At 45.4% G+C, this 22,317-nt stretch carries 22 protein-coding genes and 1 riboswitch; of the genes, 8 read left to right on the top strand and 14 right to left on the bottom strand.

What is annotated here, in order from left to right; translation table 11 throughout:
- Positions 1-23 precede the first annotated feature (23 nt).
- Entirely contained in the window at positions 24-1,550 is a 1,527-nt protein-coding gene (locus C0033_RS04735) for a carboxylesterase family protein (RefSeq protein WP_103226716.1), read from the bottom strand.
- 24 nt (positions 1,551-1,574) lie between these two features.
- The gene (locus tag C0033_RS04730; protein ID WP_103226715.1) at positions 1,575-2,876 is read right to left on the bottom strand and encodes an SLC13 family permease; all 1,302 of its coding nucleotides are present in this window, start codon (positions 2,874-2,876) and stop codon (positions 1,575-1,577) included.
- Positions 2,877-3,108: 232 nt separating this feature from the next.
- Here C0033_RS04730 and C0033_RS04725 point away from each other — a divergent pair, with 232 nt between their 5' ends.
- Entirely contained in the window at positions 3,109-4,095 is a 987-nt protein-coding gene (locus C0033_RS04725; RefSeq protein WP_103226714.1) for a LacI family DNA-binding transcriptional regulator, read from the top strand.
- A 77-nt stretch (positions 4,096-4,172) separates the two neighbouring features.
- Here C0033_RS04725 and C0033_RS04720 read toward each other — a convergent pair whose 3' ends face one another.
- The 4 genes from C0033_RS04720 to C0033_RS04705 all read right to left on the bottom strand — a co-directional run bounded on the left by C0033_RS04720 (position 4,173) and on the right by C0033_RS04705 (position 7,879).
- Complete coding sequence (locus tag C0033_RS04720) at positions 4,173-5,294, bottom strand: aliphatic sulfonate ABC transporter substrate-binding protein (protein ID WP_103226713.1); 1,122 nt, start codon at positions 5,292-5,294, stop codon at positions 4,173-4,175.
- Between the two features lie 61 nt (positions 5,295-5,355).
- Entirely contained in the window at positions 5,356-6,144 is a 789-nt protein-coding gene (locus tag C0033_RS04715) for an ABC transporter ATP-binding protein (RefSeq protein WP_103226712.1), read from the bottom strand.
- Positions 6,123-6,911, bottom strand: a complete 789-nt coding sequence (locus C0033_RS04710) for an ABC transporter permease (protein WP_103226711.1) — start codon at positions 6,909-6,911, stop codon at positions 6,123-6,125. Before C0033_RS04710 ends, C0033_RS04715 begins: the two co-directional genes overlap by 22 nt.
- A gap of 98 nt (positions 6,912-7,009) precedes the next feature.
- Entirely contained in the window at positions 7,010-7,879 is an 870-nt protein-coding gene (locus C0033_RS04705) for a LysR family transcriptional regulator (RefSeq protein ID WP_103226710.1), read from the bottom strand.
- Positions 7,880-8,000: 121 nt separating this feature from the next.
- Here C0033_RS04705 and C0033_RS04700 point away from each other — a divergent pair, with 121 nt between their 5' ends.
- From C0033_RS04700 to C0033_RS04685, 4 genes are all read left to right on the top strand, one after another.
- Positions 8,001-8,723 (top strand): AzlC family ABC transporter permease, encoded by a 723-nt coding sequence (locus C0033_RS04700; protein WP_103226709.1) that lies wholly within the window; start codon positions 8,001-8,003, stop codon positions 8,721-8,723.
- The gene (locus C0033_RS04695) at positions 8,713-9,024 is read left to right on the top strand and encodes an AzlD domain-containing protein (RefSeq protein ID WP_103226708.1); all 312 of its coding nucleotides are present in this window, start codon (positions 8,713-8,715) and stop codon (positions 9,022-9,024) included. Before C0033_RS04700 ends, C0033_RS04695 begins: the two co-directional genes overlap by 11 nt.
- Before the next feature lie 66 nt (positions 9,025-9,090).
- The gene (locus C0033_RS04690; protein ID WP_103226777.1) at positions 9,091-9,450 is read left to right on the top strand and encodes a molecular chaperone Hsp90; all 360 of its coding nucleotides are present in this window, start codon (positions 9,091-9,093) and stop codon (positions 9,448-9,450) included.
- A gap of 103 nt (positions 9,451-9,553) precedes the next feature.
- A complete protein-coding gene (locus tag C0033_RS04685) occupies positions 9,554-10,009 on the top strand; it encodes a GNAT family N-acetyltransferase (RefSeq protein ID WP_103226776.1) in 456 nt (151 codons plus the stop codon).
- Between the two features lie 24 nt (positions 10,010-10,033).
- On the opposite strand, the gene C0033_RS26860 is transcribed toward C0033_RS04685, so the two are convergent.
- The 3 genes from C0033_RS26860 to C0033_RS04675 are packed head-to-tail and all read right to left on the bottom strand — an operon-like array spanning position 10,034 to position 12,639.
- Positions 10,034-10,186, bottom strand: a complete 153-nt coding sequence (locus tag C0033_RS26860) for a hypothetical protein (RefSeq protein WP_180994570.1) — start codon at positions 10,184-10,186, stop codon at positions 10,034-10,036.
- A gap of 20 nt (positions 10,187-10,206) precedes the next feature.
- Positions 10,207-11,271, bottom strand: coding sequence for a C45 family peptidase (locus C0033_RS04680; RefSeq protein ID WP_103226707.1), 1,065 nt, complete (start codon positions 11,269-11,271; stop codon positions 10,207-10,209).
- A gap of 57 nt (positions 11,272-11,328) precedes the next feature.
- Positions 11,329-12,639, bottom strand: a complete 1,311-nt coding sequence (locus C0033_RS04675) for an SLC13 family permease (protein ID WP_180994569.1) — start codon at positions 12,637-12,639, stop codon at positions 11,329-11,331.
- Positions 12,640-13,004: 365 nt separating this feature from the next.
- On the opposite strand from C0033_RS04675, the gene C0033_RS04670 reads away from it, so the two are divergent.
- Together C0033_RS04670 and C0033_RS04665 are read left to right on the top strand one after the other, a co-directional pair.
- Complete coding sequence (locus C0033_RS04670; RefSeq protein WP_180994568.1) at positions 13,005-13,949, top strand: LysR family transcriptional regulator; 945 nt, start codon at positions 13,005-13,007, stop codon at positions 13,947-13,949.
- Between the two features lie 85 nt (positions 13,950-14,034).
- Positions 14,035-14,925, top strand: coding sequence for a GyrI-like domain-containing protein (locus tag C0033_RS04665; RefSeq protein WP_103226704.1), 891 nt, complete (start codon positions 14,035-14,037; stop codon positions 14,923-14,925).
- 120 nt (positions 14,926-15,045) lie between these two features.
- Here C0033_RS04665 and C0033_RS04660 read toward each other — a convergent pair whose 3' ends face one another.
- Both C0033_RS04660 and C0033_RS04655 read right to left on the bottom strand, forming a co-directional pair.
- Entirely contained in the window at positions 15,046-16,305 is a 1,260-nt protein-coding gene (locus C0033_RS04660) for a glucose-6-phosphate isomerase (protein ID WP_103226703.1), read from the bottom strand.
- A gap of 241 nt (positions 16,306-16,546) precedes the next feature.
- Positions 16,547-17,314 carry an enhanced serine sensitivity protein SseB C-terminal domain-containing protein gene (locus tag C0033_RS04655; protein WP_103226702.1) on the bottom strand — a complete coding sequence of 256 codons (768 nt, stop codon included), beginning with the start codon at positions 17,312-17,314 and terminating at the stop codon, positions 16,547-16,549.
- Between the two features lie 168 nt (positions 17,315-17,482).
- Positions 17,483-17,559, top strand: a riboswitch (Fluoride riboswitch).
- 44 nt (positions 17,560-17,603) lie between these two features.
- Here C0033_RS04655 and C0033_RS04650 point away from each other — a divergent pair.
- Complete coding sequence (locus tag C0033_RS04650; protein ID WP_103226701.1) at positions 17,604-18,776, top strand: cation:proton antiporter; 1,173 nt, start codon at positions 17,604-17,606, stop codon at positions 18,774-18,776.
- Between the two features lie 6 nt (positions 18,777-18,782).
- Here the strand turns inward: C0033_RS04650 and C0033_RS04645 are convergent, their stop codons facing one another.
- The 3 genes from C0033_RS04645 to C0033_RS04635 are packed head-to-tail and all read right to left on the bottom strand — an operon-like array spanning position 18,783 to position 22,305.
- The gene (locus C0033_RS04645; protein WP_103226700.1) at positions 18,783-19,679 is read right to left on the bottom strand and encodes a carbohydrate ABC transporter permease; all 897 of its coding nucleotides are present in this window, start codon (positions 19,677-19,679) and stop codon (positions 18,783-18,785) included.
- 1 nt (position 19,680) lies between these two features.
- The gene (locus C0033_RS04640; protein WP_103226699.1) at positions 19,681-20,640 is read right to left on the bottom strand and encodes an ABC transporter permease subunit; all 960 of its coding nucleotides are present in this window, start codon (positions 20,638-20,640) and stop codon (positions 19,681-19,683) included.
- Between the two features lie 24 nt (positions 20,641-20,664).
- The gene (locus tag C0033_RS04635; protein WP_180994567.1) at positions 20,665-22,305 is read right to left on the bottom strand and encodes an extracellular solute-binding protein; all 1,641 of its coding nucleotides are present in this window, start codon (positions 22,303-22,305) and stop codon (positions 20,665-20,667) included.
- Between the last annotated feature and the right edge of the window lie 12 nt (positions 22,306-22,317).

Genomic DNA, 22,317 nt, shown 5'->3' with positions numbered 1-22,317 from the left:
TTCTTTCCAATCGCCGCAACCGCTCATGTATTTAATTCCTCATATTCCTGGAAAAATGGGGCAACCAGCTCAAAATCTGCTTTCTTCCAGTCCGTTTCCCTATGCCAATCTCTGTCAATCATCATGCAGCAGGGATCTTCTTTAGTATATGGATTCCATTCACAGATCAAATCATTCTGAGGACTTCCAGTCTCCATAAATTGTTTCCAGGTTCTCTGAATCTGCCTTTTTAGCTGGGGCGGCGCATTCGGAGGGATCAGGCTGTTTCCGAAAACAAAGGCGTTTGGCGCTCCATGAGGGGCCCGTCTTTTATACTGGTCCTCCCACCATTTAAAGCAGTACATATAGCAGGTCCCGCCGCCTTTTACAAATGCATCGGCCATAAAAAGCATTGCCGAATGCATAAATATTTCATTGTAAAGATCCAGATATGCCTGTTTTTTGGTCCGTTCCGGCATATTTTTCACAAAGCCTTTTATGATTTCATCCGTTATGGAAAATTCTTTTGGAATCCTGGATAGAATGTTTTGGAGCATCACCTCTTCATCCGGTTCTCTCATAAACATCTGGTCGTACTCTCCGTCGCTGTAACCGAACATCACCGGTTTATCCGCTAATTTCCCATTCAAAATTTCCTGCATCGGATTCATAGGTATGGTTATTCCATCGGTTACCGGTGAGAACAGCTTGCCGGTAAAGCCCTCAAACGGTATGGTAAACAGCTTCTGCTGGGCTTTCAGAATTTCAGATACCGGAATCCGCTTCATCTCATCCATACTCTTTGCGCCCAAAAGCTCAATCACTTTCCGCCCGATGATCCCGCTCCACTCAAACGGCGTGTGGCCGCAGCCTGTAAAAAATGAGCTCTGGCAGATTGCTTTGGAAAAATACTTTCTGGCTTCTTCAAAGAGCAAAAGGTGGGTCACTGAATTCGATCCTGAAGAATGCCCGTAAATGGTAATATTATCTTTATCTCCACCAAAAGCTTCGATATTCTCATAGCACCATTTAAGAGCCTGTATCTGATCCAGTAAATACAGATTATTGCTGCAGCGATATTCCCCGGACGGATCCAAGGAGGATAAGTTTAGGGTCGCCAAAAGTCCTTCCCTGTGATTTATGGTCACTAAAATAATGTCTTCGCTTGCAGCCAGATCCTCTCCATCGAACAACGGGCTGCTTCCAAAGCCTTGAACAAAAGCCCCGCCATAAATCCAGAACAGCACCGGTTTATTCTTAATCCCATTATCCATTTCCCATATGTTTAAGGTCAGGCAGTCTTCCGACATGTTCTTCGAAAGCTCATACGTTTCAAAATTCATGGGATCGTATACCATATTTTCAGTTTGGCACGGAATTGCGCCGAACTGGTAAGCAGGAAAATCGTTTAATTTGTGCTGCAGCGGAACCGGCGGCTTCCAGCGGAGATCATTAACCGGGGGACAGGCATATGGGATTCCTTTAAAGCAGGCCACTCCGGAACAGAGTTTTTTTCCCAATATTGTTCCTGCGCCGCATGATATTTTCAAAATTTTATTCTGTTCATCCATATTATTCTTCTTTCTTGTTTCATTCTATAGCGGCAAAATACCCGAAACCATCATAAAAATTACAATTAAAATTGAAAATCCCCACGCAGGGAAAAAGGAGTATTTTAAATGGTCTTTCATCTCAACTCCGGCCAGTCCCAAAGCCAGATATGGACTTGCATTAAACAGAGACAGGTTGGCCGCAACCATGCCTGCTGCCCATGTTACCGGCATAACCTGTACGGCTGACAGACCTGTATTGGCTAATACAGCCACCAAGGCCGGAACAATAACAGAACCTTGTGCATTTCCAAATATCATGGTGAACGGAAGGGCAAAAATACAGTAAATCGGAAGTACCCAGCCAATCGATCCGTTTGGAAGATTATTGACGATCAGGTTAGCCAGATCATTCATGGCGCCTGTGGCGGAATTAACTCCAACCAAAACTCCCACCCCTAACATGGTAAAGGCCATATTAAATGCTACAGGAGCATTCCTCTTTATGTATTCCCCCTGATCTTTTGCCTTAGGATAATTCACAAACAGCAGAATAACAAAGCCGATTCCAAAGGCCATATTTGTAGGAAGAATTCCTGCTAAAATGAGGGCGATTAAAATCAATGTAAAAATACCGTCGAAAACAGCTATATTTTTACCAAAAGGAAATTCAACTTCCTTATTTAACTCTGCCTTAATCGACTGAAATTCTGCCTCTGTCATACCTGCTCCATGGCGTTTTTCAACAATAGAAATCGGTATACACATGAGTAAAAATGCGATGATCGCGAAAATCAACACTGGTTTCATATAATTATAAGCTTCATAAACATCTAAATTAACATATGCTGTGCCTTCTACAAAGCCGGGCATATAGGGAAGCAAAAGCAAAACGCCGGAACCCAGTGATTCTACCAGCAGCAAAGCCTCCACCCGAATATGCTGCCGTTCAAAAATAGGGCGCATACTGGGAATGGTGCAAAGAGCCGTGGTAGCTCCCGAACTATCCAGCTGTGTCAGCATAGAAATAATCTGAGCTGTAAAAATCGTACTTGGCACACTATTTTTTAAGAATTTTGTCACAAACCGGATCAGGCTTTTAAACACGCCCGCATCATGCAGCATTCCAAAAAACATCACTGCAAACACCATCAAAAAAATGGTTCCCGAGATGGACTGCAGTCCGCTGCCGATGAATCCGTTAATTTCTTTAGGCGAAAATCCCATCAGAAGAGCCGCAATAATCGGAACTCCTGTAAAGATAATGCCGGGACTGCTGACTCCTTTTAACAGTAAAACGATAATTAGCAAAAACATGAGAAGTGTGATAATAATATTAAATGACATCTCTCAATCCCCCTTTTTTATTTTCTAAACGTTTAGATAATTATAATGTACAATTTATTGATATATTTGTCAATTATAATATTTTAAAATTATATTTTTTATCTATTGTGTATATTTATTTATTTGTTTTTAATGTTATAAATATAAACGTTTATCACTTTTGCTGATTGATCATTCCTTTAATAACGTATATAATAAAATTATTAATTTTTAACTTCCGGAGGAATGCAGAATGAAAGTCAAGATGAAGGATGTTGCCAGGCGGGCCGGTGTTTCCATAGCCACCGTCTCTTATGTTATAAATGGTACGCGCAATGTAAAGGAGGAAACGAGGAAAAAGGTGGAACAGGCCATCGATGAGCTCAACTACTCTCCCGACGTATCCGCCCAAAAGCTGAAATCCGGTCAAAACCGGCTGATCGGCCTGATCACTCCCAGCTGTGCTGGAGCATTCACTTCCGAGATTATTGACGCCTGCGAAAACCGGTTATCCGAAGACGGATATCAGCTCCTGATTCTGAATACGTCATTTAAACCGGAAAGCGAGCGGAATGCGCTTCATACTCTGAGCAGCGGTATTGTGGATGGAATTATTCTGATCAGCCTGTGCGACAGTTCCTATAAAATTCAAAAAGAACTGCCCCTTAACTTTCCCTGCGTCATCGCCAACTGTTCTTACCCGGATTCGCCGGTGGACAGCGTTGGTTTCACAACTTACCGCACCATGCAGGACGCGGTCAGGTATTTTAAAGAGAGAGGACATGAAAAGATCGGGATTTTTACCGGCCCCTCCTATCTGAGCTCTGCCCAGGAACAAAAAATCTCCTTTCAGCATGCCTTAAAAGTCAATCAGATGAATTTTGATTCCGCTTATTATCTTCCTACTACAAGGGCTGAACATAATATCAGGCAGGTCACCAAACAGATGACTGACAAGGGCTGCCGGGCATTTTTTTTCTCTAACTTTAACATGCTGCTGGATACATTTCAGGATACCGACACCGGCTCCTTTGCCATACCTCCTGATTTCGATGTTATTACCTTTTGCGAAGCCCGTAATGACCAGAATTATTTTAAATGGGTCTCTAAAGTTTTATGCCCCACCCATGAACTTGGCAAACTGGCCTGTGAACGGCTGTTGTCCCGTCTGCGGGGCGATCTTGGCCCTGTTCAGAGGATTCTGCTGGATTGTGAATTCAAAGCTATTGATTCCGTTTAAAACAGAATGAAGAGTATAGCAAAAAAATCCCGAAAGGAGCTGTTTCCTTCCGGGATTTTAACATTCAGAATTTAATTTTATTTGTTGTTTGCGTCATATGCTTCCTGCATAATATCGAATAAAACGTATTTATCTACATCCACTTTTTCAGTCAGTCTTCCGCCGTCAATGAATACCTGCTGCTGGTTCTCATAGTATTTCTTAACGGTTCCGTCTGCCAGACCTTTTCCTACGAAATCGCTGGTAAGCCAGTTTCCTTCTCCGGTACATGCCAGCATGGTAGCTTCGTCAACTTCACACTGTTTTGCAACGAACTTAGCAACTTCATCGATGTTGGCTGCTCTGTAATCAGATGCTTTCTGTAATGCGCGTGAAAAACGAACTAACAGGTCATGGTTTGCGTCTGCGTATTTCTGAGTTGTGATAAAGCTGGATGGGAACGTAACTTCGTTAACAAAATCCTGGTTGGTTGCCAGCCAGATCGCTTTGTCGCCTAAAGCGTCTGCGATTGTGGTTGTTCCTGGTGACCAGCTTGCACATGCGTCTACGGCGCCGCTTACCATTGCGGATACGATACCATTGGCATCCATCTCTACGATTTCAAGATCATCGGCTGTTATGCCCTCTTTCTGTAATGCCAGATTTAAGATGATCTCTGCGGAAGTTCCGCTGGTTGCTGCAACTTTTTTACCCTTTAAATCTGCTACGGAATTGATTCCTTTATCCTTGTTTCCGATTACTGCATCTGCAAGGCTGGTACAGTCAATCTGGAAAATTACTGCTTCACCCTCTGCACAAAGTGCATGAGCGCCATGTCCGATCTGGGAGATATCGATGTCACCGGAAGCCATAGCTGCGATTTCAGCAGGGCCGCCCTGGAATTCAACCATCTCTACCGTAAGTCCCATCTCATCGAAATATCCTTTTTCGCGTGCGGTAACTGCCAGAGAACAGCTTCCCATATTCGGCATATAAGCCACGCGGAGTGTTGCAGGCTCAAATGTCTCTGCTTCGGATGCAGCTTCCGTAGAAGCAGCTTCTGTCTTCGCTTCTGCCGCTGTGGTTGTTTCAGCTGCCGCTGCCGTAGTTGGAGCTTCTGTTGGAGCCGCTGTGGTTGGAGCAGGTTTACTGCCGCTGCAGCCTGCCAGCATTGTTGCCACCATCGCTGATGCCAATAATACGCTCATTCTTTTTTTCATATAATTTCCTCCTTCTTGCCGCTGTTATATTTTGATTTTAGGCGGCATTAAAAATTATTTATTATTTACGAACTTCCAGATACTCTTTGTATACTTCGCCCCAGATGTAGCTCTTGAGATCCAGGAACGGAAGTTCCATCTTCATCTCCTGAGTACGCGGATAGGGGAGATCGATATCCACAATCTTTTTAATACGGCCTGGTCTAGCGCTCATGATGATGACCTTAGTTGCCAGGATAACCGCCTCTTCCACATCGTGTGTGATGAAGAAACATGTCTTTTTCTGTTCCTGCCAGGTTTTGATTAACTCTGACTGAAGCTGCGTTCTGGTCTGGGCATCCAGCGCTCCGAACGGCTCATCCATTAAGAGAACCTGAGGGTTAACTGCGTAGGCTCTGGCGATTGCAACACGCTGTTTCATACCGCCTGACAGTTCTTTGGGGTAAGAATCCGCAAACTGATCCAGATCCACCATTTTCAAATATTTCATAGCGGTTTCTTTGGATTCCGCTTCTCCCATTCCCTGAAGCTTTAAACCAAACTGTACATTTTTAAGAACGGTCAGCCATGGGAACAGCGCATACTGCTGAAATACGACGCCGCGCTCCGGGCCCGGGCCTTTTACTTCTTTTCCTTCTACATAAACATGGCCTGAAGTCGGTTCCAGCAAACCTGCGATGATATTTAACAGGGTTGATTTTCCACAGCCGGAAGGTCCTACCACACATACGAACTCATTTTCCATGATATCAAGGCTGACGCCGTTTAAAGCTACCATGTCGCCGTTACGGCCGTTATATATCTTTTCGACTTTGTCGATCTTTACCTTTACTGCATTGTTTCCTGCCATCCTGTCAGCCTCCTCTCTAAGAATTTAACAAGCTGTTCCATCAGCATTCCGATAATACCGATAATCAGAATTCCTAAAAGCACAGTCGCCATATCGTAATATCCCTGGGCTTTCTGAATCATCATACCAAGACCTTTGGATGCGCCAGTAAGCTCTGCGGCCACCAACGTGGTCAGGGAAGCGGAAAGTCCCAGTCTGGCGCCAACCAGGATAAATGGTGTGGAAGCCGGAATTACTACCTTAAAGAAAATATCTCTGTCAGTAGCTCCTAACACTCTGGCCGCTTTAATCAGAGTTACATCTACATTGCATACGCCCTGATAGATGGTAACGACCAACACGAGGAAGGAAGCGATGAAAATTACGATTACTTTTGCCTTTTCGCCAACACCTGCTCCGGTGATTACAAGCGGTATGTAAGCTAACGGCGGAATATTACGAACAAACTGAATCCATGGTGCCACCAGGTTCCTGAACGGTGCATACCAGCCCATCAGAAATGCAATCGGTATTGAGATTACAAACCCCAGTGAAAAACCTGCAATAACACGGAACAAACTGATATAGACATGAGGCCATAACGTTCCGTCTGAAACTTTAGCGACCAACTTTGAAAAAACTTCCCACGGCTCTGCAAAAACAACTCCGCCGGATTCTGTTGACGCGATGACAATCCAAAGGACAAACGCCGATACCAATGATAAAAGCATCCAGGCGCTGTTAGGTATCTGTGCCCAAAAAGACTTTTTCTTTATCCCTGTCTCCATAAGATAAACCTCCTCAAATTTTTGATTCCTGTTTGAATCATTTCTTATCTGTCTTTAGTTTACCTCCATTGGAACAGGAAAAACAGTATGAAATATTATCATACTTTTTTGTGGAAACTCTCCAGGATAAAGTCGATAAAATAGCGGCTGGCCACCGGCAGAACCCTCTTATCTTTATAGGCCAGGCTCAGAGTTCTCACGATAGGCGGAGAGATCTCTTTCAGCACAATGTCGTATCTGCACCTGCTGAGCACCAGTTTTGGAAGAATCGCAACGCCCAGCCCCTTTTCGATCATCGCCATTATGGCATAATCGTCAAATACCCGGTACTGGATTCTGGGATGGATGTTGTAATTGCGGAAAATGTTCAGCGGTTCGCTGAGTTCCCCTTCATCCAAAAGGATATATGGTTCGTTTTCCATCTCTTTTAAGGATACCCTCTCCTTGCCGGCCAGCGGATGCCCCACCGGCAGAACGGCCAGCATCTCATCGTCTTCCAGCGCGATGGTGGTCAGGCCGGAAACCGCTTCCGGATTGACAAATCCGAAATCCACGCTCCCCTCCTTAATCCATCCCGCAATGCTGGTATACTCCCCCTGCTGAAGGTCAAAATAGATGTCCGGATAGCTCTTTTTAAATTCCTTTATCAAACCGGGAAGCCAGTTGCAGGATACGCTTGAAAATGTGCCGATCCGGATAATGCCGCCTTGCAGCCCCTGAAGTTCCTTCTGTTTTTCCAAAAGCTCCCTGTGGGAATGGTATACGCTTTTAATATAAGGAAGAAATTCTTCCCCGTCCGGGGTCAGGGATATCCCCTTTCTGGAACGGGAGATCAAAGTGGTGCACAATTCTTCCTCCAGGGAATGAACCATCTGGCTGACAGCCGACTGGGTATATCCCAGTTCTTCCGCCGCTTTGGAAAAGCTTCCCGTCTCAATTACCTTAATAAATGCATCATAACGTGTCATCCTGTTCCCCCTTTTCTTTATATTAGAAAATCTAATATTTCAATTATAAATATTCGTTTTACTACTGTCAATTGGAATGGTAAACTAATACAAGCATAATAACTCAGGAGGGCTTTTACTGATGGTACAAACGAATTCCGCCTGTTACCGCCGCGGATTAAAGGACGGCATACCGATCGCATTGGGATATATAGCCGTGGCATTTACGCTGGGCATTGCGGCTAAAAACTCAGGTATGACTGCATTTCAGGCAACTTTGATGAGCTTAACCAATAACACTTCCGCCGGAGAATTCGCCGCACTGGGAATCATAGGCGCCGCGTCTCCCTACATAGAGATGGCTATATCGCAGGCGATCATCAATCTGCGGTATCTGCTGATGTCCTGCTCCCTTTCACAGAAACTGGACCCGTCCTTTCCCCTCATCCACCGGTTTTTGATCGGCTATGGGGTGACAGACGAGATTTTCGGCGTTTCCATCGGACAGCCGGGTAATCTGAATCCGTTCTATACTTACGGCGTTATCAGCATGGCCGCCCCGGGATGGGCGCTAGGCACTTGCCTTGGCGTGGTCATGGGAGGCGTTCTCCCGGCCCGGATCGTCAGGGCGCTGAGCGTGGCTTTGTACGGCATGTTCTTAGCAGTGGTCATTCCCCCAGCAAAAAAGAGCCGTATATTGGCAGGTGTGGTGGCAGCTTCCATGGCGGCCAGCTTTCTGTTTGCCAATATTCCCATTTTCAGTTTCATCTCTTCCGGTATGAAAATCATTATTCTAACCGTGGTCATCGCCGGAATTGCAGCCATTTTATTTCCATTAAAGGAGAATCACGCCGATGAAGAATAACGTCTATCTCTATATCCTGGTTATGGCAGGAGTCACTTATCTGATCCGTGTTCTGCCTCTGACCCTGATTCGAAAACAGATTAAAAATGTAACCATACGGTCATTCCTCTTCTACGTCCCCTATGTGACGCTGTCCGTAATGACCTTTCCTGCTATTTTAAGCGCCACCGGAAGCATATGGTCGGCTGTGGCCGGACTGGCTGTGGCCGTAATTCTGGCCTGGAGAGGAAAAAGCCTGTTTTATGTGTCCATCGCAGCCTGTGCAGTGGTATTTCTCGCCGAGCTGGTTCTGTGCAGATAAAATTTGCAAAGACTTCCTAATTATGGTAAAGTATAATTATTCCGGAAGAAAGAAGGTATGTCGATTATGGACAAACATGTATTGGATTTTGCTGTTGAAAAAACACACGAACTGGTGAACGCTCCAACATGCAGCAGTGAGACAAAGGCAGCGGCTCAGGCCTGGCTGGAAGCAGTAAACACGGAGAACGAAGCCGCAGAAACAAGAAAATACATTGAAGAGCTGGAAGCAGATATCATGCCGATTGACAATTTAATCGGATTTGCGGAGTCAGATGCCGGAGCTCAGGTTTTTGGCGCAGAGAAAGCGAAAGATGTTGCAGCTCACGCAAAAGAGATCAAGGCCGCAGGCGCTAAATACTGTGACTGTCCTGCATGCGCAGCCGTAGAGGCGATTCTCAGTAAAAAGGATGACTTACTTAAATAATCATATTCACATAGCATCAGCCGGAAAGGCTGATGCTTTTTTTCAGAAGGTTCGCCGGGAATGCCTAGGAATGGAAACTAAGAAAAGAAAGCAGGAAGATAAAATGAAATTGACTGAAATAACGCTCAGGGAAGAAAAAACTATCAATGATTTGTTTGAAATATGGAAAGAATCGGTTAAAGCAACCCACAATTTCCTGTCTAAACAGGAGATCGATAGAATTGCAGCTTATGTCCCCATGGCTTTACGGGAAGTTCCCCGCTTAATTGCCGCCGTAAATCCTGACGGGATTCCCGTTGCCTTCATGGGGATAGACCAAAATCGGCTGGAAATGCTTTTTATCTCTCCGGCAGAGCGGGGAAAGGGAATTGGGAAACTGCTGCTGAAACACGGAATCGAAGCTTATTCCGTGGACGAATTATGCGTGAATGAGCAGAATCCACAGGCACGTGGATTTTATGAACACATGGGGTTTGAAGTTTATAAAAGAACGGATGTGGATGAGCAGGGAGGGCCTTATCCGCTCTTGTATATGAGATTGTCCGGATTAAATCAGTAAGAATTTCTTCTACCGTTAAATTAATCATTTTGCCAGCTCCTGAAATGCTTCCAGATTTTCATCAATTAATTGATCCGCTGTTTTTTCTATTAAACTTTTTCTATATTCTTGAAAACCATAATAAATCAAGGGGCCGTTTTCCACCCCCGGCCCCTTGATATGCGCACTCTGTCTCATTAAACAATACTCATTTTTTCTTACAATTCATATTTCTCATACTCATTTTCACACGGATTCCCCCATGCGATCCAGGCATATCCTTTATTCAGGCAGTACAGCATGGATGCGATGGTCTGAAGATTTTGATCCCCCGCATGGTTGCACACAGAGGCCGGATATCCGTAATGATCCTTCAGATGTTCCATAAGATCCTCTTCCGTAATCCGCCCCGCCTTTTTCTGGAGCAGATAGTTAAGGCGCTGTCCCCTGAAATGATGGGTGTGGTCCCGGTCTGCCGGAACAAAGCGGTCGATGGTGGGATCTGCCTGAATATCATTTGCCTGTGTCACAATTCCTCTGCATGGATAAACGGTAAAATTCTCCACCGGCGTCGATTCATATACAATCGCTTCTCCTGAAGCCGATCCGATCACATAGTTGATGGAAATACACGGTTTCAGCGCTTCTACCACTCCCCGGGCTTCTTCAAAAGACCGGCTCTGCAGCACTCTGCGTCGTATAAAATTGGTTGGAACGGCAATTCCTCTCACATCTTTTGTGGACAAAAGCGTGCTGCAGTTTACCGAGATTCCATGGCTGTTCATTCCGCTGCGGATCAGCTGGGCAGGCTCGCTGAGGCCCACGATCTTCGTTCCGTTCTCCTCGTCGATATGGAGAACGTACAGATTTTCCCCCATAAATGGAGCATTGTCCCAGTTCTGGCCTGCGATGGTCACTTTATCTCTAGTCGCTTCCGGCAGCACCGCATAGCAGGTGCATTCATTGTGCTCGTGATTGTCCACGCCTTTTTTGAATTTTAAGAGCTCATACCGGGTATTTAATACCATTACAACTGCTAAATCAATCTCTGCTCCGGCTGCAATCCCTCTGGCCTCTTCCATCAGCTCCGGCATCTCTTTTTCCAGATACGGCACATATTCCATTGCCATATCCTTTGTCTCCTCCCACGTATATCCTTTTTTTTCAAATGATTTCTGATACCCCTGGCAGACTCTCTGAATCTCCTCTTTTACCTGGGCTCCGTGCTGGCGGCCGCGCTCAAACGGATCGGCCGATTTTATATAAATTTCTCTAAGTCTCATATGTAATCCTTTCCTCTTTTACAGCATTTTTTAATTACCCGGTTCCTTTCCTGCTCTTTAGAAAAACGGGAAAACAATCGGCAGAATCAGCATACAGCATACGAAGTTAATGATTAACAGCGGCCAGCCGTATTTGGCAAAATCCTGGAATTTCAAATTGGTGAACGGCATGATCAGCTGGTTGGTTCCTGAAGCCATAGGGGTCAGATAAGAGCTGGTTGCCGCCATCGCAATTGCCATAACCATGGCCCTGGGATCTGCGCCCAGATGTTCGGCCAAACCGATTGCCACCGGAGCCAGCACGCCGGCGCATGCCATATTGTTCATAAACTGGGTCATTACAACCGTACCCACCCATAAAATCGCAGTAATCACATAGAGATTGGTGCTTCCGCCAATGGCATTGATAAAAAATGCGCTGAATACGTCGCCTAACGGCGTCACCTTGATAATTGCGATTGCCAGGTTAATACCTGCGCAGAACAGAACCAACTGGGAACTGATGCTGGTAAAAAACTGTTTTGATTTTGCAACTTTTAAGAAATATAATACTGTGATAATAAAATATCCGAAGAAATAAGGGCTGAATCCAGGAATGTCCGCAATGCTGTCCATAGCCAGGCCTACTAAAAATGCGGCAAATCCAACGCATACAAACATCTGCTTTCTCTTCATTTCAGGGGTTGCCGTATCTTTTGCTTCCATCAAAACGGATGCGCTTCCCGGAACTTCTTCCACATAAGACGGGCACATCTTGTTGCAGAGAATCAGATAAATGCCGCCCAATATCATAACCGGAACGCCGACCCATGCGAAATCAAACATGCCCAGCCCCTGAAGGCCGCTGTCCAAAAGGGCTGTGTTTGCATATACGTTGGAAGTGGTTCCAACCAGAGTACATGCGCCTCCGATGGTGGTTGAGAAGATTACAAACAGACACATTTTGGAATAGCTCAGTTTTGTCTTTTTGGCAATGCCGTAAATAACGGGAACTAATGCCATCGCCACATGGTTGTTTGCCAGAAAGAATGAAAAAATATTTCCGAATATGAACAGCACGATCAGAACCATCATTTCCGTTTTGCTGTCGTCGCCGTGAGTTACCTTGTTGGCTGCCGTAACCACCGTATTGCCTATGATGCTGTCCAAGCCCGTGGCGGTCATCAGCCCCATGAAAATACATATGATGTACATGAGCTGCAGGCCGGAACTGGAAAATACCGCGTAAACTTCTTTTGTTGTCATACTTCCTGTGAATACTACAATCGGCGCCACCGCCACAAACGTCAGCCAGTTCGGCAGACGGAACATCAATATTAATATAAATACCGCAACACCTAAAATCGCCCCAAATAGTTCTAATGTCATGCTCATTTCTCCTTGTCGTAATTGATTGTTTTCCCGGCCGAAAAAACAAATAATAGAATGTTTGTTTCTATGCTTTCATTATAGTAAAATAGTCCGCGGCTGACCAATAGTTACCTCATTAATTATTTATAATCATTTTCTTATAGACGGGGAAAATCCTTTATTTATCGGTGTTTTTTAAGGGGCATAACCATTTTCTTATAACTTCTTTATCATTTTCTAATACGTTTGATCTTTGCTGAGATATCAGGCAGATGCAGGAAAACGTAACAGTACAGCGTAAACTCCGTTGCATTTTCTTATTTTATTATGATATGATGGAAATACTTAAACGCCTGGATTTGTCCAAAAAAGGGGGATCTTATATGTTAAATGAACGCAAAATGGATTATTTGCTGAAAATCGCGGAAACACAGTCCATTACCAATGCGGCAAAAGAGCTCTACGTATCCCAGCCGGCTTTAAGCCAGCTGATCACATCCTTGGAAAAGACCTATAACACCAAGATATTTGAATACAAAGGGGGAAAGCTGGTTCCTACCTATACGGGCGAGATCATTCTGGAGACCTTTCAAAAGCAGAAATTTCTGGAAAACTCCCTGCAAAGGGCATTGGATGACGCCAGGGAATCTAAAACCGGACGGATCGCCATCGGAATCTCCAGCGGACGGGCTCCCATGTTCCTGCCCATCATCCTGCCTGACTTTCAAAAAAAATATCCCAACATCCAGCTGACCATTAATACCCGGTCCCACGAGGGGTTTGAAAGCATGGTTTCGGCCGGAAACCTGGATCTGGCTTTTGTTATGGACAAAGCGGATGTGCCCAGCGACGTGCGGCAGTCCCTCACTTATATTCCTCTGTTTGACTATTACTGCCTGCTGGCGGCTCCGCCCACCCATCCGGTCGCCAGGGAGGCCGAAAAAGAGCCGGACTGGCGGCTGCGTCCTCCTGTTGATCTGAATGATTTCCAGAACGAGGTATTTATTAAAACCATTACGCTGGACCGCCACCGCAGCTGGGAGGAATCCATCTACAGCCCGTATCATTTCCAGCCGAAAAATACGATCCTTCTGACGGAAGAAGCGGCCGTATTCAATCTGGTTCAGGCGGGCCTCGGCTTTGCGCTTTTACAGGATTATGTGGCATTTTCCCACCATCACGGCGCATTTTTCCGGTTGAAACGGGATAATTCAAAAGCTACGCTCTGCGTCATTTACCGGAAGAACTTCTATATAACGGAAGCTATGAGATATTTTATCGATCTGGTAAAAGAGCATACGGAAAAGGAATCTTTTTTCAAATTTTAACAAAAGAGAACGGACAGTTTTACGCATAAAATGACAGGATTGTTTTCCTTTTAACTATTATACTGGCATCAGGAGGTAAGGAAATATGGACTGGACACACGACTTACAGAAAGCAATCAGGTATATCGAAGCTCATCTTCTGGATGACATCACTTCCAATGACATTGCGGATGAAGTGCACATATCGCCCTTCTATTTTCAAAAAGGGTTCAAGATCATGACCGGCTACTCCATCGCAGAGTATATCAGAAACAGAAGGCTGTATCTCGCGGCCTTAGAAGCTGCATCAGGAGATGAAAAGATCATCGATCTGGCATACAAATACGGCTACGATACACCGGAAAGCTTCACAAAAGCATACAGCCGGTTCCACGGCATCTCCCCGCTGCGCACCCAAAGCCACACGGAGAAGATTAAGCCCTTCCTGCCCCTGAAAATAACAATATCAATTCAAGGAGGACATGACATGGACTATGTAACAGAGAACGTAAAAGGATTTCAGATAATCGGATTTGAGAAAGAAATTTCATATGATACATCCTACAAGGATATCCCGGAATTCTGGGATGAATTCTGCAAAAAGTATATGAAACCGATGATGGACCAGAAGAAGCCGGAAGGAGAAATCCAGCAGGCAATTCATGACAATGGGATCGGTGAATACGGAATCTGCTATGATACATCAAGCAAAGACGGAGTTTTCCGCTATCTGATCGCAGGAGCTTACCGCGGGGGAACAGTTCCGGAAGGATTGACTCTTTACACATTTCCCGATATGGAATGGGTCAAATTCAGCTGCACCGGGCCTCTGCCGGGAGCTTTGCAGTCGGTCAACACAAAGATCTTCCATGAATGGCTGCCGAATAACCAGGATTTTGAGATCGCGATGGATGCAAATATTGAATGGTATTCTGAGGGAGATACCTCTTCCCAGGATTATAAGAGCGAGATTTGGATTCCTGTAAAGAGAAAATAGATTTTTCTCTAACTCAGAGATAACCAGCACAAAAGATGAAAGCCGGAACAGTCACCCGTTCCGGCTTTCATCTTTTATTCATGCTTTCATTTTTTATTCATGCTTTCATTAAAAACCCGGTTATTTTTTACCTAACGCTTTAAACATACTTCTCTTATACTCTTCCACGCCTTCCTGGTCAAACGGATTCACTCCCATCAGTTTTCCGGAAACGGCACAGGACATCATAAAGAAATAGTACAATTCTCCAAAGGTCTCTTCTGTAATCTCATCGATTAAAAACTGAATGCACGGCACTCCGCCCTCTGCGTGGGCATCGATGGTTGCCTTTTCCGCAATGTGGTTGATCTCCTTAAAATCCATGCCGTCCAGATAATCAAACCGGTCGCCAAAGGACGGATCTTTTTCAATAATCACGCTGGCCTTAGGGTCTTCTACGGTTAAAAATGTCTCGATCAGATTTCTTCTTCCATCCTGCATGTACTGTCCCATGGAATGCAGGTCTTCAGAATAGATGGCTCCTGACGGGAAAATGCCCTTTTTCTCTTTTCCTTCACTCTCTCCGAACAACTGAATCCACCATTTATTGAAAAATGCAAACTGTGGTTCAAAGGAAACCAGCATCTCCACGTCAAATCCCTGCTGGTACAAAAGATTTCTCACCGCCGCATATTCCACTGCCGGGTTCTCAGCGGTCTGGTTTATGCACATCTCTTCCGCAGACTTCACTCCCGCTAAAAATCCGTCCAGGTCTAAGCCTGCTGCCGCCACCGGGAACAGTCCGACCGGTGAAAATGCGGAATATCTTCCGCCGATCGGAACCGGAAACTGAAGGAAGGTATAGCCGTTTTCCACAGCGATTTCTTCCAGTCTGGAACCGATGGTTCCTGTAAGAATCACCCGTTTTGCCATCTCTTCTTTTGAATATCTGCTGTTCATGTACTGGCGCAGAATCCTGAAATGGCTTCCCGGCTCCAACGTCTCAAAGTTCTTGGCGATCACATTAATATATACGCTTTTGCCTTCCAGCCGCTTCATCATCTGAGCGATATAATGAGGCGATAAGCTGTTGCCCAGATAAACCACTTCCGGACCTTTTCTGTCCGCTAACGCCTCGATCATGGCTCTGGCCGCCTGATTGGAACCGCCTACTCCCACGATCACAAATACATCCGCCTGCTCGCGGACCTCTTTTGCTTTTTCCTTAATCAATTCCAGCTGGACCGCCGCTGTCTCAGTATGGAGCCATCCTAAAACCTGATCCGGATCGCCGTCTTCATACAAATGTTTTGCGATTTCAGCTCCCTTTTTTAAGTTTTCCCTGAACGCATCCTGATTGATAAATGCCATGGATTTTTCCGTGTTAACTCTAACTTTCATCTGATAACCTCCCGATTCCGTCGCTATATTTTCATCTGACTATATTCTATCACAGGCCAGGACAAATTTTCCTTTTTTTTAGTCAAACGTTTGAGTGATATGAAAAAGATATATATATTTGTAAGCCAGGTTCAGCCTAAATAAAAAAACAGAAGAAAGAACGTCCGGCCTGTTCTTTGGCCGGCTCATTCTCTCTCTGCTCCCTATTTTCAATCGTTCCATTATAAAAACACATTCAAATCTATCTCTTATAAAAAGCTTCCTGATCCTTCACCGCAGCCTGTCCAAACCCTGAGCTGATCGGCTCCACATTCAGGTACATTCCATTCAGGTGATCTTTGGCCGCCTGGGCGATTCCATCATAAACGGCGTCCACATCTCCTTCGCCGCCTTCCATATCCACGACGATTAAGTACCCGCTCTTCTGGCCTTCCGGCTGCATCATGGTGAGGTAAGCGGCCTCCACAAGCTCCTGGCCCTTCAGATACTCAGAAACTGCCAATACCAGCTCTGATGGCATATTTTTCGGACGTCCCAAGCGGATTCTCTGGCCTTCGCCTTCCACGTGTTTTCCTGCCATATGGCCGATCCAGTGCATCACCATATCCCTGTCGCAGACCAGATTGTCGCTGTACGGATTTATAACAAAACCGCCTGCCGACTGGTCATCCATGATGATCTTGGCATAGTCCTCAAATGTTAAATGAGACACCTGCTGTCCCCGCTCCAGCTCGAATTTTTCCAGTTCCTTATCATCCGTAAACGCTGGGAAAAAGCGGTTTCCCTTTCCGTCATGGATGCTTAAAAACTTCATTCTGCATCTGTCTCTGAAGGATGTACGGTTGGAACCAACGGTAAACGGCATAGCTTCCAGCACTACAGGTGCAAGGAAACGCGCTTTCATTATCTCTTCAACAACTCTTGCCTGAGTCTCCTGAGTTGGGTCTTCTCTCATCACCCGGATTGCCATAATCAGCCCCGGATTCTTTATCGGTTTATTATCTGACATTCTATACTCCTTTCACGGATTGCTATCATCCGTAAGCAATTTCCTGCGCTTCTTCGCCATTATACCATTATTCAATGAAAGCTTCCACTTATTTTCATGGAAAGGCCAGAAAAATATTCTTGATCTTCCAAAATAATCTTGATTTTTTCCGCTCTCTGGGCTATAATTTTACCCATCGGGAATGAGGTTCTCCCCAAGTCATATGACTTAAACCGCTTTTATAAGCTGATGACTTCTGCGAATACACGCAGAAATTGTCAGCTTTTTCTGCGTCATAAGGAGGATATGTATGTTAACAAGTTTTGCTCTTATTTTTTTGCTGGGATTGGCTCTCGGCACCCTGTTTTCCCATTTGAAACTCCCCAGCCTGCTGGGCATGGTGATCACTGGCATGATCCTGGGGCCTTCCGTATTAAACGCCCTGTCTCCAGCCGTAATTTCCATCTCGCCGGACCTTAGAAAAGCCGCATTGGTCATCATTTTAACGCGGGCCGGGCTGTCTTTGGACCTCAGGGACTTAAAACGGGTGGGACGCCCTGCCGTCCTCATGTGCTTTCTCCCCGCATGTTTTGAGATTGCCGGAGTTATGCTGCTGGCTCCGCGGATATTTGGCATTTCCATCCTGGATGCGGCCATCATCGGTTCCGTCATCGCGGCCGTCTCTCCGGCTGTGATCGTTCCGAGAATGATCCGAATTATGGAAGAAGGATATGGACAGGCCCACAGCATTCCCCAGCTGATTCTGGCCGGGGCTTCGGTTGACGATGTGTTTGTTATCGTTTTATTCACCGCATTCACCGCTTTGGCACAGGGAGGCCGGATAGACGCATTCAGCTTTTTTCAGATTCCCATCTCCATTCTGACCGGAATTTCAGCCGGTTTTTTGGCAGGTTTTCTGCTGATTGTATTTTTTAAGAGATTTCATATGAGGGATTCCGTGAAAATTCTGATCATTATCAGCATTTCTTTCCTGCTGTTGGAATGTGAGACGCGCTTGGAAGGGATTCTTCCATTATCAGGGCTTTTGGCCATTATGAGCATGGGAATTATGCTGAAACAAAAATATGAGAAATTGGCGGTCCGCCTGTCCTCCAAATACAACAAGCTTTGGGTGGCCGCGGAAGTGCTTTTATTTGTGCTGGTAGGCGCTACGGTGGATATTTCCTATATTGCAAGAGCCGGTATTCTGTCAGTACTCTTGGTTGCAGGCGCCCTTATCATGCGCATGGCAGGCGTTTTTATCTGCCTGTTAAAAACCTCCCTCTCTCCCAAAGAGCGGCTTTTCTGCATGATGGCCTACACGCCAAAAGCCACAGTTCAGGCTGCCATCGGAGGAATACCTCTGTCGATGGGCCTGTCCTGCGGCCATTTAGTGCTGACGGTGGCGGTAATCTCCATACTCTTAACCGCACCGTTCGGCGCATTATGTGTGGATCACAGCTATAAAAAACTGCTTTCCTGACCGAAACTATCCTTTTACCGATCCAACCATTACGCCTTTAACGAAATATTTCTGTATAAACGGATATACCATTACAATCGGCAATGTGGTGACGATTATGGCGGCTGCACGCAATGATTGGGTGGGCGGCAGCACGTCCAAAGAGTTATAAGCTTCCGAACTCAAATCGCCGAGGGAGGAGGCCGATGTAATGATATTTCTCAGAATGTTCTGCATGGGCAGGAGGGACGTTTTATTGATATAAAGCATCGCGTCAAACCATGCATTCCAGTGATGAACCGCATAGAACAGGCCAATGGTTGCGATTGACGCCTTTGACAGCGGCAGCACCACTTTGGTTAAAATCTGAATCTGGTTGGCGCCGTCCAAAACCGCCGCCTCTTCCAGGCTGTCGGGAATTCCGTAAAAGAAATTCCTCATGACGAACAGATTCCACGTATTGACCAGACACGGCAGTACCATGGCCCACCGGCTGTCCATCAGCCCCACTGCCTTTACAAGCATAAAGGTGGGGATCATGCCGCCGGAAAACAGCATGGTGAAAAAGATAAGCCCGGTCAGAACCATTCGTCCCTTCAAATCGCGTTTGGACAGAGCATATGCCAGGGTAATCGTAAAAAACAGGTTTAAAGCAGTTCCTACCACCACACGGAAGATGGTGTTGCCATAAGCGCGTATAATATTGCTGGAACTCCCCCATAAAAGTTTATAGGCGGTAAAATCAAATTTTTCCGGAACAATGATGAAGGAACCCCTTCTGGCAATCTCCGCTTCGCTGACAAACGATGTCATAATTACAGTCAGGATGGGGACCATGATGATAACCATAAATATTATCATCAAAAGTACGTTAATCAATTGAAACAGATTTTCGCTGGTGAACAGATTCTTTTTGCGTTTCATATTACCAAACCCCCTCCTGCCCCATTTTCTTAGTGATATAATTGGTACCCAGCACCATAACCAGGGAAACCACAGAAGTGAACATGTTCACAGCCGTCGCGAAGGAATAGTTCTGGTTTATCAAACCTTCCCGGTATACATAGGTGCTTATGATATCCGATACGGAATAAATCTGCGGGGAATATAAAAGCAGAACTTTTTCATATCCCACGTTCAGAATATTTCCCACTCTCATGATCAGCATAATGGTTACGACCGGCATAATTCCAGGAAGCGTTATATACCACATTCTCTTTAACACACCGGCCCCGTCCACTTTGGCCGCTTCATACAAGGCCTTGTCAATTCCGGACATGGCTGCGATAAACACGATGCTGTTCCATCCGATTGTCTGCCACACATCCGACACGGTATAGATCGTTCTGAACCATTGGGTTTCTCCCAGGAAATAGATGGGTTCCCCTCCGAAATGTACAATAAGCGCATTGAGCAGGCCCCCATCCGTACCGGTCATGGTACGGATGATGCCGCAGATAATAACGGCGGATAAAAAATGGGGCAGATAGGAGACGGTTTGCACCACCTTTTTGAACCGGTTAAACCGGATCTCATTAATAAACAACGCCAGCACGATGGACAGCGGAAATCCCCATATCAGAGTATATAAGCTGAGCAGCAGCGTATTTTTAATCAGTCTTAAACAGTAAGCCGACTGGAAAAACTTTATGAAATGTTTAAGTCCCACCCATTTTGAAGTGAAAATGCCTTCAATTCCAAAAAACGGCTTATAATCTTCAAATGCTATGATAATCCCGAACATGGGTATGTACTTGAATATCAAATAATAGAGCAAACCCGGCAATAACAGCAGATAAATGAACCGGTCCCTTTTTAAATAATATTTTAACGGTTTCGTCTGGCTGTACTGCCCTGTTTTCTGTTTTCCATGCTGCCTGGACATACCCATCGCTCCTCTCTGATTCCTTTACTTGCTCTCATTATACTGTCTCGTATATTCCGTGATCCAGTCTTCAAGTCCCATTCCATATAATTCCTGGACAAAATCATCCCATGTATCCAAAGAACGGTTTCCATTTACAAACTTAACCAGTTCTTCATCACGGTATGTCCGGATATCTGTATAAGCCGGGATATTTTCTGTTAATTTGTCATTCTGCCAGGTGATTCCATACTCACAGCCCGGCTCATGGGTTACGTCAAAATCATTCAGATGTTCCTGAAGCCAGAGATTATGCATAGTCTGTCTTCCCCACTCATCATATTCCGTGGACTGTATTTCCATAGGAGTTCCTAAAGATACCAGGAAATCTCTGCAGTATTTCGGTCCGCCTTCAATAGCCACTACGGAACGGTTCTTCTCGGCATCCGGGTCATTCGGATCATATTTCCAATACTCGTCTTTAATGCCCATAGCTGCTGTCTGGTAATTTTCCCAATGATATGACCACTCTACAAACTTCATAACAGCATCCGGGTTTTTACACTTGCTGCTGATCATTAAGCCTTCCGGCGAAACATTGGTACGGGTCTGAACAAATTTGCCGTTGGGGCCTGTAATTCCTTTTTCGTTAATGCCAAATGCATAATCGTATTTTTCCAAATCCAGATCCGGCAGGTTTTTGGTTAACGTTCCGTCGTTCAAAGTGATTCTGGAATACCAGGCCGCCGTAGCGCCTACCGCGCCTTTGGTGATGCTCTGTATAAATGTATCCTTATCCATACTGAAACACTCTTTATGAAGGATTCCGTCTTTATACCAGGTATTTAACTGAGCCAGGAAATCTTTATATCCGTCTGCAATCCAGACAGGCTTTACCTTTCCATCCTCATCAAGCCAGCTTCCGTTTCCGGTATCCACAAAGCCGCCTAACAGCGAATATTCCAGATATGCCATAACTTCGCCGCCCTTTTGTGTTCCTAAAGGAATGGTTTCTCCGTTTCCATATGGATCTAATTCTTTAATTTTATATAAATACTCATTCAGCTCATCCAATGTGGAAGGCTGTTCCATCCCCACCAGATCCAGCCAGTCCTGTCTCACAAAAATCGGATACGGAGTGGTGGAAGTATTTCTCGGCACAGACCAGATGGTTCCGTCCGTATCGGTCGTTCCTATCCAGGAGCCCCATGGTTCCCATGCATCCTTGATTGCCTTATATTCGTCGTTTTCGATATAAGTATTCAAAGGAAGGATCATGCCGCTGGGCGCATAATCATGCCAGTTTCCCCACCATGCGTCAATCTGATCCCCTCCTGCCAACAGCAGGTTTAATTTTTCCTTGGCTGCCCCAGAATCGGAAGGAGGCATGATGATCTCCACCTTAACGCCTGTCTGCTCCAGAATATAATTCTGCATTTTTTCATAAGCTGCGGCTTCGCTGCCCGCCTCTGCTCCTGCCACATTAAATGCGCCGGAGTTATTATAAATCACAATGACCGGAGCTTCTTTCGGAGCCTCTGCCTCTGTTGTCTTCGCAGTTGTTTCCCCCTGTGCGCTGCTGCCTGCCGAAGCAGATGACGGCTGTTCGCTTTTTCCGCCGCATCCGGCCAATAATGATGCGCACATAACACATGCCATAGTTAACGCTGTGATCCGTTTTTTCATATTACCCTCCAA

Source organism: Clostridium sp. chh4-2, from assembly GCF_002899675.1.
GTDB lineage: Bacteria > Bacillota > Clostridia > Lachnospirales > Lachnospiraceae > CHH4-2.
Note: the sequence above shows the minus strand (reverse complement) of the source record. Positions and strands in the feature narration are given on the sequence as shown.

What these genes read in the sequence shown, in the direction of transcription:
- C0033_RS04705 (WP_103226710.1), bottom strand. Translation starts at nt 7,879, where the DNA reads ATGACACGTTATGATGCATTTATTAAGGTAATTGAGACGGGAAGCTTT.
- C0033_RS04730 (WP_103226715.1), bottom strand. Translation starts at nt 2,876, where the DNA reads ATGTCATTTAATATTATTATCACACTTCTCATGTTTTTGCTAATTATC.
- C0033_RS04670 (WP_180994568.1), top strand. Translation starts at nt 13,005, where the DNA reads ATGTTAAATGAACGCAAAATGGATTATTTGCTGAAAATCGCGGAAACA.
- C0033_RS04685 (WP_103226776.1), top strand. Translation starts at nt 9,554, where the DNA reads ATGAAATTGACTGAAATAACGCTCAGGGAAGAAAAAACTATCAATGAT.
- C0033_RS04710 (WP_103226711.1), bottom strand. Translation starts at nt 6,911, where the DNA reads ATGGAGACAGGGATAAAGAAAAAGTCTTTTTGGGCACAGATACCTAAC.
- C0033_RS26860 (WP_180994570.1), bottom strand. Translation starts at nt 10,186, where the DNA reads ATGAGACAGAGTGCGCATATCAAGGGGCCGGGGGTGGAAAACGGCCCC.
- C0033_RS04690 (WP_103226777.1), top strand. Translation starts at nt 9,091, where the DNA reads ATGGACAAACATGTATTGGATTTTGCTGTTGAAAAAACACACGAACTG.
- C0033_RS04725 (WP_103226714.1), top strand. Translation starts at nt 3,109, where the DNA reads ATGAAAGTCAAGATGAAGGATGTTGCCAGGCGGGCCGGTGTTTCCATA.
- C0033_RS04675 (WP_180994569.1), bottom strand. Translation starts at nt 12,639, where the DNA reads ATGACATTAGAACTATTTGGGGCGATTTTAGGTGTTGCGGTATTTATA.
- C0033_RS04700 (WP_103226709.1), top strand. Translation starts at nt 8,001, where the DNA reads ATGGTACAAACGAATTCCGCCTGTTACCGCCGCGGATTAAAGGACGGC.
- C0033_RS04720 (WP_103226713.1), bottom strand. Translation starts at nt 5,294, where the DNA reads ATGAAAAAAAGAATGAGCGTATTATTGGCATCAGCGATGGTGGCAACA.
- C0033_RS04655 (WP_103226702.1), bottom strand. Translation starts at nt 17,314, where the DNA reads ATGTCAGATAATAAACCGATAAAGAATCCGGGGCTGATTATGGCAATC.
- C0033_RS04735 (WP_103226716.1), bottom strand. Translation starts at nt 1,550, where the DNA reads ATGGATGAACAGAATAAAATTTTGAAAATATCATGCGGCGCAGGAACA.
- C0033_RS04665 (WP_103226704.1), top strand. Translation starts at nt 14,035, where the DNA reads ATGGACTGGACACACGACTTACAGAAAGCAATCAGGTATATCGAAGCT.
- C0033_RS04650 (WP_103226701.1), top strand. Translation starts at nt 17,604, where the DNA reads ATGTTAACAAGTTTTGCTCTTATTTTTTTGCTGGGATTGGCTCTCGGC.
- C0033_RS04645 (WP_103226700.1), bottom strand. Translation starts at nt 19,679, where the DNA reads ATGAAACGCAAAAAGAATCTGTTCACCAGCGAAAATCTGTTTCAATTG.
- C0033_RS04680 (WP_103226707.1), bottom strand. Translation starts at nt 11,271, where the DNA reads ATGAGACTTAGAGAAATTTATATAAAATCGGCCGATCCGTTTGAGCGC.
- C0033_RS04695 (WP_103226708.1), top strand. Translation starts at nt 8,713, where the DNA reads ATGAAGAATAACGTCTATCTCTATATCCTGGTTATGGCAGGAGTCACT.
- C0033_RS04660 (WP_103226703.1), bottom strand. Translation starts at nt 16,305, where the DNA reads ATGAAAGTTAGAGTTAACACGGAAAAATCCATGGCATTTATCAATCAG.
- C0033_RS04640 (WP_103226699.1), bottom strand. Translation starts at nt 20,640, where the DNA reads ATGTCCAGGCAGCATGGAAAACAGAAAACAGGGCAGTACAGCCAGACG.
- C0033_RS04635 (WP_180994567.1), bottom strand. Translation starts at nt 22,305, where the DNA reads ATGAAAAAACGGATCACAGCGTTAACTATGGCATGTGTTATGTGCGCA.
- C0033_RS04715 (WP_103226712.1), bottom strand. Translation starts at nt 6,144, where the DNA reads ATGGCAGGAAACAATGCAGTAAAGGTAAAGATCGACAAAGTCGAAAAG.